This is a genomic window from Vibrio sp. 1978, from assembly GCF_033344345.1.
In genome coordinates this window covers 16181-31290 of the sequence record NZ_JAWPOP010000015.1, presented here as the reverse complement: position 1 = coordinate 31290, position 15110 = coordinate 16181, and the positions used below count along the sequence as shown (strand labels likewise).

The 15110-nt window shown below is 45.2% G+C and carries 14 protein-coding genes; 5 read left to right on the top strand and 9 right to left on the bottom strand.

Annotated elements, in window-relative coordinates; translation table 11 throughout:
• The first annotated feature begins 30 nt into the window (after window positions 1–30).
• Window positions 31–459 carry an ATP-dependent zinc protease gene (locus tag R8N49_RS15365; RefSeq protein WP_005384193.1) on the top strand — a complete coding sequence of 143 codons (429 nt, stop codon included), beginning with the start codon at window positions 31–33 and terminating at the stop codon, window positions 457–459.
• Window positions 460–525: 66 nt separating this feature from the next.
• Here the strand turns inward: R8N49_RS15365 and R8N49_RS15360 are convergent, their stop codons facing one another.
• Complete coding sequence (locus R8N49_RS15360; protein ID WP_033906547.1) at window positions 526–1251, bottom strand: MBL fold metallo-hydrolase; 726 nt, start codon at window positions 1249–1251, stop codon at window positions 526–528.
• Window positions 1252–1574: 323 nt separating this feature from the next.
• Here R8N49_RS15360 and speA point away from each other — a divergent pair, with 323 nt between their 5' ends.
• The 4 genes from speA to R8N49_RS15340 all read left to right on the top strand — a co-directional run bounded on the left by speA (window position 1575) and on the right by R8N49_RS15340 (window position 8498).
• Window positions 1575–3485: an arginine decarboxylase gene (gene speA, locus R8N49_RS15355; RefSeq protein WP_064369690.1), complete on the top strand. Its 1911-nt coding sequence runs from the start codon at window positions 1575–1577 to the stop codon at window positions 3483–3485.
• 1 nt (window position 3486) lies between these two features.
• Entirely contained in the window at window positions 3487–4407 is a 921-nt protein-coding gene (speB, locus tag R8N49_RS15350; protein ID WP_064369506.1) for an agmatinase, read from the top strand.
• Between the two features lie 408 nt (window positions 4408–4815).
• Window positions 4816–6021, top strand: a complete 1206-nt coding sequence (emrD, locus tag R8N49_RS15345; RefSeq protein ID WP_005374234.1) for a multidrug efflux MFS transporter EmrD — start codon at window positions 4816–4818, stop codon at window positions 6019–6021.
• Window positions 6022–6332: 311 nt separating this feature from the next.
• Window positions 6333–8498 (top strand): S9 family peptidase, encoded by a 2166-nt coding sequence (locus R8N49_RS15340; protein WP_225455350.1) that lies wholly within the window; start codon window positions 6333–6335, stop codon window positions 8496–8498.
• Between the two features lie 215 nt (window positions 8499–8713).
• Here the strand turns inward: R8N49_RS15340 and R8N49_RS15335 are convergent, their stop codons facing one another.
• The 8 genes from R8N49_RS15335 to R8N49_RS15300 all read right to left on the bottom strand — a co-directional run bounded on the left by R8N49_RS15335 (window position 8714) and on the right by R8N49_RS15300 (window position 15110).
• Complete coding sequence (locus R8N49_RS15335) at window positions 8714–9709, bottom strand: porin (protein ID WP_031780879.1); 996 nt, start codon at window positions 9707–9709, stop codon at window positions 8714–8716.
• 215 nt (window positions 9710–9924) lie between these two features.
• Complete coding sequence (locus tag R8N49_RS15330; protein WP_053304671.1) at window positions 9925–10794, bottom strand: metal ABC transporter solute-binding protein, Zn/Mn family; 870 nt, start codon at window positions 10792–10794, stop codon at window positions 9925–9927.
• A 22-nt stretch (window positions 10795–10816) separates the two neighbouring features.
• Complete coding sequence (locus R8N49_RS15325; protein ID WP_005393560.1) at window positions 10817–11692, bottom strand: metal ABC transporter permease; 876 nt, start codon at window positions 11690–11692, stop codon at window positions 10817–10819.
• Window positions 11692–12420 (bottom strand): metal ABC transporter ATP-binding protein, encoded by a 729-nt coding sequence (locus tag R8N49_RS15320; RefSeq protein ID WP_025768067.1) that lies wholly within the window; start codon window positions 12418–12420, stop codon window positions 11692–11694. Before R8N49_RS15320 ends, R8N49_RS15325 begins: the two co-directional genes overlap by 1 nt.
• Window positions 12420–13346 carry a metal ABC transporter solute-binding protein, Zn/Mn family gene (locus R8N49_RS15315; RefSeq protein WP_005374249.1) on the bottom strand — a complete coding sequence of 309 codons (927 nt, stop codon included), beginning with the start codon at window positions 13344–13346 and terminating at the stop codon, window positions 12420–12422. The genes R8N49_RS15320 and R8N49_RS15315 overlap by 1 nt, the downstream gene beginning before the upstream one ends.
• Window positions 13347–13368: 22 nt before the next feature.
• A complete protein-coding gene (locus R8N49_RS15310; protein ID WP_054576195.1) occupies window positions 13369–13920 on the bottom strand; it encodes a DUF6162 family protein in 552 nt (183 codons plus the stop codon).
• Complete coding sequence (locus R8N49_RS15305) at window positions 13917–14237, bottom strand: hypothetical protein (RefSeq protein WP_005374251.1); 321 nt, start codon at window positions 14235–14237, stop codon at window positions 13917–13919. The genes R8N49_RS15310 and R8N49_RS15305 overlap by 4 nt, the downstream gene beginning before the upstream one ends.
• 42 nt (window positions 14238–14279) lie before the next feature.
• Entirely contained in the window at window positions 14280–15110 is an 831-nt protein-coding gene (locus tag R8N49_RS15300) for a DUF4198 domain-containing protein (protein WP_025768070.1), read from the bottom strand.

Genomic DNA, 15110 nt, shown 5'->3' with positions numbered 1-15110 from the left:
TCTCTTGTTACTCGTCGCTAGGATGACACTATGAATCAGAAAATGATCATTGGGAATGCCGAAGCTATTTGCTTGCCAGAGTTAGGGATTACTCACCTTGAAGCGCGTATTGATACAGGCGCTCAAACCTCTTCATTACATGTAGACAATATTGATTGCTTTGAAAAAGATGGTCAGTCTTATGTTGCATTCGATCTGCACCCAGATGTATACCATTTAGAACAAGTGGTTCGCTGCACAGCGAAACTAAAAGCAAACCGTAAGGTTAAATCTTCTAACGGTACTTTTGAGCACCGCTGCGTGATCACGACGATGCTGCGTATGGGCGACCAACAATGGCCAATCGACATTACGTTGACTAACCGTGAAAAAATGACTTACATGATGTTGTTAGGTCGTCAAGGCATGGCAGACAAAGTGCTCGTTGATCCTAGCCAATCTCACTTATTGGCATCTTAACCCCGTAGCTTCAGATGAGTGATCGAACGTTTTTGTTGAGCATCACTCGTCTGGCTTTATCTTCGCCTACTTCCTACGAAATAACGCAAACAACAATCCCTTCGCTTTAACTTTTGTCACTCGCCAGTGCGTCATTGGCTTAGTCGGCGCTGTATTCAAAATGTGCTGATACGCTTTTTCATCCAAAGTCACCTCTCCCCCATGTGCCAGAAGCAAACATTGCGGATTCATCTCAAACACACGCTTTAATGATTGCCGATATTGATTCGGATGAAATATGGGAAACGGCGCAATCAGATGCTTTTTCACCTGCACCATTAAATCCGCCACATACAGCACATCTTGTTCAGAATGATAAACCGACAGATCTCGATCAGTATGCCCTAGCGTTTCTAGCACCTGCCAATCATCAAATCCAGGAATAAACTCTCCATCAATAAGTTCAATATCTGGCTTTAACTTGCGGGAATACCACAGGTTTTGCTTTGGTTTACGCATCCGATTCGCCATCCAGCGTGCTAACATTAAATCGGTCAAATGCATTAGCCAACCGTCTACACCGCTATACCACTGGCTCTCTCGCTTTGCGGCCAATAGCTTACATCCTGTTAAATCACGTAGTTTGTGCGCACCACCAGCATGGTCTGGATGCATGTGGGTCACAACAACCAACTTTAGGTCAGAAAAAGGACGATGGAGTTGATGTTCAATAAAGTCTTTAAGATGAGGGATGTCTGCTCGACTGGCACCATCAAGCAACAATAATTTATCGGAATATTCGGCGAGATACATGGTCTGAATGTACCCCTGAATTCTGTGCAGCTGCAAAGTATGTCCTTATTTTAGTGAGATGCTTCATGACCGAATCCTTACTGGTCAGACCAACTATAACAGCAGAATGGACGCTTCGGTAAACAAATATTCACACGTAGCGACGACAACAAATCATAATCGAGATGATAGATTTTAATCATTAGACTCAAGGGCCCTTTTATCCGTTAATGCGCGCACACGGAGTTCGTGTCAGGGTATGAGGTAAATACCTCATGATTTGCTTTTTTGTACTTTTCCTTCTAATTAATTAAGGAGTTAAGTACATTTTTGTGAGAATCGAGTTGGAAAAAGCAACTAAATTAGACCGCATCCGCGCGGACTACAACGTTCACTACTGGAGCCAAGGTTTCTACGGCATTGATGACCAAGGCGAAGTATATGTATCACCACGTAGTGATCGTGCACATCAAATCCCTTTCAGCGCTATTGTAAATGAGCTAGAAGCGAAGCAGTTAAATCTGCCTGTATTAGTACGCTTCCCGCAAATCGTGCACCAACGTGTGCATGGTATTTGCCACGCATTCAACCAAGCAATTGAAGAATACCAATATCCAAACAAATACTTGTTGGTGTACCCAATTAAAGTAAACCAACAACGTGAAGTGGTGGATGAAATTCTAGCGAGCCAAGCTCAACTAGAAACCAAGCAGCTTGGTCTTGAAGCGGGTAGCAAGCCAGAGTTGTTGGCGGTACTTGCATTGGCTCAACAAGGTAGCTCCGTGATCGTGTGTAATGGCTACAAAGACCGTGAGTATGTGCGTCTTGCACTGATCGGTGAAAAGCTGGGTCACAAGGTATTCATCGTACTAGAGAAGCTTTCTGAGCTGGATCTGGTACTAGAAGAAGCGAAAAGTTTGGGTGTAAAACCGCGCCTTGGTTTACGCATTCGCCTCGCCTCTCAAGGCGCAGGGAAATGGCAAGCAAGTGGCGGTGAAAAATCGAAGTTTGGTTTATCAGCATCGCAAGTGCTTAGCGTTATTGAACGTCTTAAACGCGAAGGCAACCTAGACGCGATGCAACTGGTTCACTTCCACCTTGGTTCACAGATGGCAAACATCCGTGATGTACGCAATGGTGTGAACGAGTCTGCACGTTTCTACTGCGAACTACGCGCACTCGGTGCAAACATCGAGTACTTCGATGTGGGCGGCGGCTTGGCAGTGGATTATGACGGCACACGCAGCCAATCATCGAATTCGATGAACTACGGCCTTGCAGAATACGCACGTAATATCGTGAACACAGTGGGCGATGTGTGTCTGCAATACGAACAACCAATGCCAGTGATCATTTCGGAATCGGGTCGCTCGCTAACAGCGCACCACGCTGTATTGATTTCTAACGTAATTGGTACCGAGTCGTACCTACCGGAAGAAGTACATGAGCTTGATGATGACGCTCCGCTTTTGCTACAAAACATGTGGCGAAACTGGGAAAACTTACAAGATGGTACAGACGCTCGTGCGTTAATTGAGATTTACAATGATACCCAAAGTGATTTGGCAGAAGTGCACTCTCAATTTGCTACAGGCGTGCTTAACTTGGAACAACGTGCGTGGGCAGAACAATTGTCACTACGCATTTACTTCGAATTAAGCCGAAAGATGAGCACTAAGAATCGCTTCCACCGTCCGATTCTGGACGAGTTGAGCGAACGTCTTGCAGATAAGTTCTTCGTGAACTTCTCTCTCTTCCAATCTCTACCAGATGCTTGGGGTATTGATCAGGTGTTCCCTGTTCTGCCACTTTCTGGTCTTGGCGAGGCGGAAGAGCGTCGTGCAGTGATGTTGGACATCACATGTGACTCTGATGGCGCGATCGATCACTACGTTGATGGTCAAGGCATCGAGAGCACGCTACCTGTACCAGCTTGGAGCAAAGACAAACCGTACCTAATGGGCTTTTTCCTAGTAGGCGCATACCAAGAAATCCTTGGTGACATGCACAACCTATTTGGTGATACCCACAGTGCTGTAGTCAATGTTGATGAACGTGGTCAATTTGAGATCAGTTACATCAACGAAGGTGATAGTGTAGAAGACATGATGCGCTACGTTCATATCGACGTGGATGCGATTCGTGACAATTATAAACAATTGGTTTCACAGCGAGTTGAAGCCAATGAACAAGCACAAATCCTAGCAGAACTAGAACAAGGTCTAGCAGGATACACCTATTTAGAGGACTTCTGATATGAATGATTTGTTTACTAAAACTGATTATTCGCTTTACTCCAACTCTATGTCGTTTTTACGTCTGCCGTACATTCGTAACCCGGTATCGGCAGACGCAGACGTTGTGGTGTTGGGAGTCCCTCTGGACATGGCAACATCTGGTCGTCCAGGTGCGCGTATGGGTCCAGATGCAATTCGCCGTGCCTCAGTCAACTTGGCATGGGAAGGTAAGAAGTTCCCTTGGAGCTTCAACGTATTGGATAAACTGAAAGTGATCGACGCAGGTGATCTCGTGTTCGATTGCGGTGATGCGGAAGATTTTACTTACCGCCTTGAAGCGGCAACCTGTGAAATTCTAAAAAGTGGTAAAACCATGTTGGGATTGGGCGGTGACCACTTCATCACGCTACCTATCCTGCGTGCCTATGCGAAGCATCATGGCCAAATGGCTTTGATTCACTTTGATGCTCATACGGACACCTATGCAAATGGCAGTTCATACGACCACGGTACGATGTTCTACCATGCGCCGAAAGAAGGTTTGATCTCAGCAAAGAACTCAATACAAATCGGCATTCGTACGGAGTACAAACAGCAAGATCACGGCTTCAATGTGATTAATGCGATGCAAGCGAATGACATGTCGGTGAACGAGATCCTAGAAGAAATTCGTCGCACCGTCGCAGACAAGCCAGTATATGTCACTTTTGACATCGACTGCTTAGACCCGGCCTTCGCACCGGGAACTGGTACACCAGTTTGTGGTGGCTTGAACTCAGACAAAGCGCTGAAAATTATTCGTGGTTTAGCCGGCATGAATATCGTGGGTATGGATGTTGTCGAAGTATCGCCTCCATACGACCACAGTGATGTTACCGCACTAGCGGGAGCAACCATCGCACTAGAAATGCTTTACGCATACGCATCTGAGCGCGAATAGACATAATCATTTCTAAGGGAGCTTCGGCTCCCTTTTCTTTCTGATGCCTTCCTCTACCTTTTATTCACTCGTTTCATCTTGAACTCAGATCAACCGATCAGACGCTTTATTTTTGCACTTTAACCATTAAAACCAGTTACCTATAAGGCTCATTCTATTCACGAAAAGTAAAAGATTTAACGTAATTAGACAAAGAAATGCACCGCTTTTTGAAAACAAAATCGGATTACTTTTTCTAATTGAAATCATAGATTTTTATCTTGCTCAACTTCACACTTTTTGATTGCTAATTATACAAGCAAGCACTATTATCTCGCGCAAATACCCCGCAACACAAGAAGTCAGTTGGCACTCTGTAAAAGAGCGCTAAGGGTTTTTACGTCTTAAATTTTTTGGAGAGATACGCAAATGTCTGCTTCGTTTCCATTAGCGAAACTTACCTTTTTAATCGCTATATTGACTGCCGTGGGTCAAATGACCCAGACAATGTACGTGCCTTCAATCGGTCATATGGCGGGCGAGTTTTTGGTATCTGCGTCATCACTTCAAGCTGTGATGGCTTGTTACCTAATCCCATATGGCTTGTCGCAATTTGCGTATGGCACACTATCGGACCGCTTGGGACGCAAACCGATCATCATCGTCGGGCTGCTTATCTACATCGCGGGTACACTGGTAGCATTATTTGCACATCAATTTGAATGGTTCTTGATTGGTAGCTTTATCCAAGGCTTAGGTATTGGCTGCGGCGGTGCGATGTCACGCACTCTGACTCGCGATTGCTTTGAAGGCTCTGATCTACACAGAGCAAACAGTTTAATTAGCATGTGTGTGATTTTCTCACCATTAATGGCACCAGTATTAGGCGGCTACCTAACAGAAGCTTTCGGATGGCGGTCGAGCTACTTGTTCTTAGCGCTATTTGCTATCGCGGTTGTGATCACCATGATGACAAGCATGATGGAGACGCTACCAAAAGAGAAACGCAAATTCGAACCAGTAGCCAAAAGCTACAAACACGTTTTGTCTGACCGTCGCTTTCAAGGCTTTTTGATTTGCCTGGTTGCAACATTCGCTGGTGTGGGTGTATTCGAAGCGGCGGCTGGGGTGTTGTTAGGTGGGGTATTAGAATTACCTGCAACAACGGTAAGTTTGCTGTTTATATTGCCGATCCCAGGTTACTTGGTGGGTGCGGGCTTATCTAGCTACATCGCAAGACGTCGCTCTGAGCGTCGTGCTTTAAACGTAGGCTTGGTCTCTATTTTTGTGGGCTCTGCTATTGTGCTCATCCCAGGCTTGTTTGGTTTGACCACGGCGTTAACGCTAGTTGGAGGCGCAACCGTGTACTTTTTGGGTGCGGGTATTCTCTTCCCAGCAGCAACAACTGGAGCGATTGCGCCATTCCCATACCATGCAGGAACAGCAGGCGCGACATTAGGTGGCATGCAAAACTTGGGGGCAGGTGTCGCAACTTTGCTCGCGTCACTATTTCCAGCGCATAACCAGATGCCTTTGGGCATTTTGATGATGGCAATGTCGGTAATTGCAATGCTTGGGTTAATGTGGGTGAATCGAGCACACAATCACTCAAACGAAGTACCGCAAGTTATCTGATCATTATCAGCTTACTTTCAAAATCCAAAAGGGACACACTCAACAAGTGTGTCCCTTTTTTCATATCACACTATATCGATTCCCCGATGAGAATGATTTAACTTTCGAATTGATATTTGTTAAAAATAACAGCTGCTTACACAATGTGTTTTCAGCGCCCTTCAAATTGAGTATCCAACTCGGAAATATTGAGGATTCTCACTTTTTCGGTATACCCCATAACAAAGAATGGACAACTGAAAACCACTAACAAAATGAAAGCCCAGCCCTCAGGATGAGGCCACTTGGGTGTACAATAAGGATAAAATCAGATGCGTTTCACTTTAACTACGTTGGCCGTCTCGGTCGCGCTTGTCGCCGGATGCAGCAATCAAGGAATCCCCAGCATGACTCAATACTCCCAAACACAGATCGTTGCTCAACAAACTCAAGCTCCAGTTGCGAAAAAAGTCCCTCACGCGATGACTATTCATGGCGATACCCGCGTTGATAACTACTACTGGATGCGTGACGACGAACGTAAAGACCCTGAAATTTTACAGCACCTAGAGACAGAAAATCAGTACGCAGAAACCGTTCTAAAGCACACTGAAACACTTCAAGATACGCTATTTGAAGAAATTAAAGGGCGCATCGCAAAAGACGACAACTCAGTACCGGTTCGTAAAGGCAACTACTTCTACTCCAGTGAAGTGACCGGAGATAACGAGTACGAAGTCCATTTGCGAGCTAAAGACTTTGCAGGCAAAGACAAACAAATCATTTTAGATGTCAATGAACTAGCAAAAGAACATGAATTTTTCAGTATCGGCGGCCTATACGTTAGTCCGAATGAAAACTTATTGGCGTATGGCGAAGATACATTAAGCCGCCGCGTGTACACCCTTAAGATCAAAGACCTGACAACAGGCAATTACCTACAAGATGAAATCGAAGGGGCCTCAAGCGCTGTCGCATGGCAGAACGATAACAACGCCTTTTACTACATCAAAAAAGATCCACAGACCTTATTGGGCTACCAAGTTTATCGTCATGTATTGGGCACACCACAAAGCAGCGATGAGCTGATTTTTGAGGAAACCGACAGCGCCTATTACACCTCACTAAGCAAAAGCAAAGATGGCGAAGATATTTATATCTGGCATTCGAGTACAGAAACCAGTGGGGTCTCTATTATTGATGCGAACAACCCTAAAGCAAAGGCGAAACCGTTCTATCCTCGTGAAGATGGCATTGAATACAGTATTTCTAAGCTAGGCGATTGGTACTACATTTATACTAACTATCAAGCCGTCAACTTCCGTTTGATGAAAGTTCATCAAAATGACATGCATGACCGCTCTAAATGGCAAGATGTGATTGCGGCAGACAACAACACTCAACTTGTCGACTTCGAGTTATTCGATGATCACATCGTCTATGAGCAGCGCTCTAACGGCCTAGCAAGCGTCACTGTACGTCAGCTTTCAACAGGAAAAGAATTCCCCCTCACATTTAATGACGATGCGTTTGCTGCCTATTTGACAGGTAACCTAGAGCTGGATAACGAGAAAGTTCGTATTTATTACAGCAGTTTAACCACTCCAGGAACCTACTACGATTTCGATCTAAAAACGGGCGGGTCAGAAGTCATGAAGCAAACACCTGTACTTGGTGATTTTAATCCTAACAATTACCAATCAGAACGCATCATGGTCACAGCCCGTGACGGTAAAGAAGTACCCGTTTCTTTGGTGTATCGTAAAGACTTATTTAAGAAAGATGGTACAAATCCACTCTACCAATATGGTTATGGATCTTATGGCGCAACCATTGAGCCAACTTTCCGCTCGACACGTTTGAGTCTATTGGATCGCGGCTTTGTTTACGCCATTGCTCATATTCGTGGATCTGAAATGCTTGGCCGCCCTTGGTATGAAGACGGTAAAAAACTAACCAAGCAAAACACATTCAACGACTTTATTGATGTCACTAAAGGTTTGGTTGAACAAGGCTATGGCGCTAAAGATAAAGTCTTCGCTGTTGGTGGCTCTGCAGGAGGTCTCTTAATGGGGGCTATCATCAACCAAGCACCAGAACTGTACCGCGGTATCGGTGCACATGTTCCGTTTGTGGACGTGGTAACCACTATGCTCGATGAATCAATTCCATTGACCACCAATGAGTATGATGAATGGGGTAACCCAAATAACAAAACATACTATGACTATATGTTGAGTTACTCGCCTTACGACAACATCAAGGCGCAAAACTACCCGAACATGTTGGTAACGACTGGCTTGCACGACTCTCAAGTACAGTACTTTGAACCAATGAAGTGGGTCGCCAAACTTCGTGAAATGAAGACAGACGATAACGTCTTGTTGTTCAAAACCGATATGGAAGCCGGACACGGCGGCGCATCTGGTCGATTTAAGCGCTTAAAAGAAGATGCGCTAGAGTATGCCTTCTTCCTCGATTTACTCGATAAAAAATAAGCGTATTAATAGAACTGTATCTCTAACAACAAAAAATGCCCGCAAGTTGCGGGCATTTTTATAGACGCACTCTCTAAACAAAGAGTTGAGTTACCTAAGCACAGAATGACTAGCGTCTCTTATAGCCAAAGGATAGCAGAAAGAAAAACGCCTACTCACAACGAGTAGGCGTTAACACAATAAATGTGTTTAGGCAGTAGAAACTGGCCTATTTATTAGAAGTAGTAACGAGCACCTAGAGTCCAGTAGTCGTTCTCTTCATTGTTGTAGTCGTTACCTAGATCAAACTGGTAAGCTGCAAACGTTACGAAAGCAGGAGTTACAGCGTACTCTGCTTGTAGCGCAGTTTCGCTTGAAAGTGTCTTGTTGTCTTCTTCGTCTTCTACGCCTTCGTAGTTAACGCTGAATGTCCAATCGTTTACGCCGTATGCCAAAAGAGCTTCAAGTTGAGAAGTGTCTTTACGCATTTGGTAGAAGTACTCGTTCATACCGTATACTACTGCTGCGTATAGACCTGAACCGTACTGACCGTAGTTTACAGAGAATAGGTGTGATTCAGCATTCTTAGTACCTAGAGTCGCGTTTTTAACATCACCGCCGCTGTATACGTAGCCTAGACCAAAGCCAGCTACAGAACCGCTCAATGCAACTTGACCACGTTGCTCGTATGTTGTTGCATCTGAAGTTTGCTCACCTTGCCAACCTAGACCTAGGTTGAAAGCAAAACCTTCACCAAATTCAAAACCTTTACGGTAGCTAAGCATTTTATCAGCACGAGCTGAGCCTAGGTTGCCGTGGTTGTCGTACAAAAAGTCGTTCGCAAACGCGATTGGTAGATCCGCAACGCCAGCGACATCGTAGTAAGGTGACCATTGAGTACCTGCTACTAAACGGCCAAACTGCTCATGAGTAGCACCGATGTAACCTAGACGAGTTTTGAACGATTGCTCGCCACCGTTTAGGTAGTTAAGCGCCCATTCACCTTTAGCGTCGATAGTAATACCGTTGCCAATGTCTTTCTTACCCGCAACGTTAATACGTGGAGACACTTGGTGAACTTTTACATCTTCTTCGAAATACTCACCCACGCCAACTGAAACGTGACCGCCGATCGATAAAGATGTACCATCGCTGTTGTAAACTTCTGCTGCGAAGGCCTGTGAACCACATGCTAGTGCCGCCACTGCAACGGCTAGAGTTTTCATTTTCATTGTTAACATCCGTATAGTTGTTTGTACCGGTTCGCTTAGAAACAGATTAAATCCGAATCAATCGCAACGAACACATAACAAAGTAGTAATGAAATAGAAATGAAACAAACACTTTCTTAAGCAACCAGTGGTATTAATACTCACATTTTGAACTGAGTCACAAAAAAATAGGGAACTTTTCATTCCCCATCATAAAATCTGTGGCTTTTTACGTGTCACATCTCCCAACGTGCTAGTGGCTTCTCAGTTTTGATACCCTTACTGCCCCAGCGGTCAATAACATCAATTTGCAGTATGCGGCTCGGTTTAATAAGCGATGTCAAGGTTTTCGACGGTCGTTTATCCGTCACTAACCATAGCGTTTTATCTTGTTCAAACTGAGCTTTTAAAGATAATTTGTCTTCTTCTGTCCACTCGAGTTCCGGCTTAAATTCGCGCCCAACCACAAACAATTGGTTGCCAGAGGCAAAGTCCTCTAATGACTCACTCATCAGTACCACTGAATCGATGCCTTTATCGAAGATCTCTGCCTGTTGTTGGTTGATCAGTTCACGCACATTGAGCATAAGAGCCTGTTGATTCGTTTGAATAGCCTTTTGGTGTTCAGGATATACACGTTGTAGATCCTCTCCAACAATGCCCGCCATTCGGATTAAGTTTGTAGGGTTCAGCCATGCGTACTTCGATGTTGACCCGTTTTCCAATGTCAGTACTGCAACTCCTTGAGCTCTAGGAGAAATGGCCTGCGATGCATCGATTTCAATCAAGTGAATGTTGCCCTGTCGAGCGTAAACATAAGTCGGGTCTTGTTTCCAAATCGCACCAAGAGTAATAGCAACCGTCGCGACTTGACCCGCTTGCTTAACTTGCTCTGTACCTTTATTTGCGAACCAGTTTTCAAGACGCTCAACGCCGTAACGCTTTGGAGGCAGATACTGAGTCTCTATCCCTGTACCTTTCATGAGTTGCTCAGACAACATGTACGTGACGGGAGTGCTGGTTAAAATGTCTTTGGCGCTTGCCAACGATGGAAGTGTTGTCGCTATAACCAAACCAAAAGTTATCGCTAATTTTTTTATCTTCATGTTCATTACTTTATAAAAATGGTTACGCTTTTTGGATAATTCGGTAAACCGTTGCTGTTAGGAAAAATGCCGCAGAAACAATGATGATGGATGCGCCTGATGGCACTGGTAGCTCAAGCTCCATTGGCAGTATGGTTCCTACTAAACACGCAATGGTTGCCAATAAAGAAGAAAGGAGAACAAAACTGCCCATGCGTTTAGTCAATAACCGAGCCGTTGCACCAGGAATCAGTAGCAATGCACCAACCAATACCGCGCCAATAATCTTTACCGCGGCGATGGTGACCAAGGTGATCATCATGACAAATAAGTAATCATAAAAGCTGGTATTAAAGCCGCGTACACGTGCAATATCCGGGCTGATACAAGTTAGCAAAATGCGGTTAAACGTTGGAATAAGAAGCAGTAATATGATCAAACAACTGATCGCTAAAATAAGGATATCGTTGTCCGTCACAGTCAAGATCGAGCCAAACAACACGTTCTCCAACATGTGAATGTTGATCTTGCGAGCAACGTACATTAACAGCGCAGCACCAACCGCTAACGCTAGTGCAAGAAAAACCCCAACCAGTGTGTCGTAAGGTACATTCGTACGATTACGAACAAAGTGAAGTAACAGCGCAAAAATCATACAAAAGCTAAACAATCCGATGATCGGATTCTCTGGCGGCTCACCGAGCAACACACCAATCGCGATTCCGGTAAGCGCAGCATGCCCAACCGCTTCAGAGAAAAAAGCCAGTCGCTTGGCGATGACTAATGTACCAAGACCACCAAGTAATGGCCCTAATATCAGCGCTGCCACAATTGCGTTCACCATGAAAGCATAAGAAAAGCTATCGCTTAACCATCCAGCTTCAACGCCGCTAACCGCTAACTCTCGCAACCAATCCATTATGCAGCCTCCACTTTTGCTGTGTAGTGCTTGAATAATGTTTCTATACGATCAGGACTTAGCACATCTGAATGGTGCCCTGACGCCACAATTTGACGATTTACAACATGGACCTGCGCATCTAAACGGCGCACTGCGGTCACGTCATGGTGCACTGCCAGTACCGTTTTGCCTTCTCCAACGACTTCATGAATCAAACCTTCAAGATATCGAACACCTTGCTCATCCATGCCAGTTGTAGGTTCGTCTAAAACCAATAAATTGGGCTCATCCAGTAAAGCTTGCGCAAACAAAACACGCTGTTGCTCACCGCCAGAGAGTTGCCCCATACGACGATCGCAACGCGTTGCCATACCCACGCGATCCAGCTGGGCCAGGGCATGTTGAGTTTGTTTCGTTTTACGTCGCCAAAATAGAGGGATACGAGTTTGGTTAAGCAGTACAAAATCCATCACGGTTAACGGGAGGCTTGCTTCAAACATCGCTTTTTGTGGCACATACCCTATCTTCCCCGATGCAGCTGATGGTTCTGGCCAATTGAGCGCTATGTTTCCCGAAAATGGCGTGAGTCCAAGTACCGAACGAAGCAAAGAGGTTTTACCACCGCCGTTCGGTCCCATAATCACGTGACATTTCGCGTTCTCGAATTCGGCGCTGATGTTCTGCAAAATGATATTGTCGGCGTATTTTAGGCCCACGTTACTTAAGGAAACGGAAGGTCCAGTCATTACGCCTTTTCCCCTGCTCGCTTACTCGCCACAAATTTCATGGCTTCGATTAGTGTTTCCACATTATCTCGCATCTCAACCTCGACTTTATCAGCCTCATACTCACCGTGAGTCATGTGAGAAAAGCGATAAAGCTGCACCCCAGTCGCCTCTTCGATGGTATCAACAAAGCGATTCGGCATATTGAGCTCATAAAACAGCACATCAATGCCCGATTCACGAATTTTCTCTATCGTTTCCTGTAGCTGACTTGCACTTGGTTCAACACCATGAGCAGGCTCAATGACAGCGGCAACGTCAACACCAAACTCCTGAAGGATATATCCGTAAGCATTGTGGGTTGTCGCCACCTTCATACCAGCCGTGTCCAACTCACCAAGAGACAACATTGCATCACGCTTCATCAGGCGAAATGTTTTCGCGTATTTACGAGCATTTTGGCGATAGAACGTAGCATTGTCTGGGTCCAATTGGCTTAGCTCACTCGCGATGGTGTAAACCTTTTGAATGGTTGTTGATAGACCGACAAAGGTGTGAGGGTTCACTGCTCCTTGACCAACAGACTGCCCCATAGCGGGCAATAAAGGCACTTCTTTGTTCGCTTCGATAACCACGAGATCATCACGCTGAGAAGCCTTGATCACTTTCAGTGCAAAATCGTCATGACCAATACCATTGATCACTATTACGTCCATTTCATTTAAGCGCTTAAGATCATTAGGTTGTGGCAAATAGTTGTGAGGATTAAAACCAGCATCAACCAAAGGAACGATGTCCGCCTTCTCACCAACAACGGCTTTAACATAGCTGTAATAAGGTTGAAGCGTAATACCAATACTGAGTTTATCGGCAGCAAAGCCAGTAGAAGACACCGTCAATAACGCGGTGGCTGTAAGAATACGACGTAAAAGAGAGCGTTTGATCATAGTACTTATCAATTATGTTGTCTTAATGGGCGTGAGAGTGAGAGGAAGAGTCTGACAGAATGATTTGTTTCCAACCGAAATCGTGGCGTTTTGCTAGCTCGCTCAATCCCTCCACATTTAACGAACGGCTAGAATCATTAAACCAAATATCAGCTTGAGAACTGCGGCTATCCAACAGCATGGAAGCAGAGCCTTGGGCACTGGTCTTCACGCCAATGTAGACACCGTCATCAATTCGTTGCCACTGATGAGAGCCTTTACGCTTCCAGTTTTGGTCTTTCACGAATGGAGCAATCCAAAGCGCCTCCATATCAGAGATCTCAGGCCAAGTTCCGGTATCTAACTGCAAATCACGAATCTCTTCATGAGCGAGCTTAAGTTCAGCGATCAACCCCAACTCATTTTGATGTAAATCCGTGATTAACACTTGATGAGACTGCATGTCTGGCTTTTCAGTCGCGACCTGATGGTAGGGCATAAGTATGGCTGCTGAACTGAGAATCGCTGCGATTGTCAGTGCGACCCACTTTCCTTCTCGGTTACCATCATCAGGGCGAACTTTCTGAACGCTCATTTCTCTTTCAGCTCAACGATATCCACTTCCACCGGGCTTTCATGTCCGGCATCAAATACCAAATAGAAATCTGTTTCAGGGTGAGTAAATTCTGCGATGGAACGCTTATCTGTTTTTTCTTTGGCGATCAGATTGTCGTCGTAATCGTACATTTCGACATCGTAGTCGACCGCTGTCGATCCATCCGAGTAGCCCGCTTCACAAATCACTTTATCTTGCGCCAAGTGACAGCTCATCAGAGGAAAATGTGCAGCAGCGTGAAAGGACGCAAATCCAGAAAAAAGCAAAACCGCTTTTAGAAGAGAAGTGTTATTCATGATAATTCCAAAATGGCCCAGCAATTGCTGAGCCTAATTCGATTAGTTAAGTTGAGTTTCAAACGTAAGGTGAACATTGGCACTCGCTTTATCCGCCAATGGATTATCTTTCAATTCACCTTTGTAGTTCGCTTTCATTAAGTAGCGCCCGGCGACTTCTGGCGTGAAGATCACTTTGCCATCTTTATCGCTCACCACATCGATTTGTTCTTGATGGTTTCGGTACATAGTACCTTCACGTGTAATCTCAGCAGTAACGCCCTCTTGTGGCTCTCCGTTAAAGAAAAACTGGAAAGTCACAGGCTCACCTTCAATGATGTCCGATGGATGCGTGATCGGTTTCATCTCCAGCATTTTGCCTTCAATCTCCAACGCTTTGTCCGTTGGCATACCAACCGTAATGTAGCTTTCTGCTCGGGTGTAACTTAGTTGAGTAACCACATCACGCGCTTGCTCGGGAAGCACATCACCACGCTCAGCTTTGCTTGCTCGCGCCCATTTCACCGTATCACGACGGCCCGCTTTGTATTGTGTGTAGTAGCTCGGCTGATTATTAATCGCAACTTTGTGCGTGCCTTCTTCTGTAAAAAAGAAATCAAACATAGAGCGACGCTTGCCACGAACAACAAAGTTAGGACGCTCAGAGCGGCCATCCGGCATCACCACAAATGCCTGATCACTACCCGCAGGCTTATCAAAAACAAACGTTCCGTGAGAGGCAGTAACATCAAATGTCAGCCAGTCACCGCCTTCTTTAGAAACCGTAAAGTGAGAGGGCAGAACCCAACGTGGATGTGCTTGCGCGGTGGTGGTTACAGCCAATCCCATTGCCATTACACTCGCCAATGCCACTGCTTTCATTTTGGTTTTCAT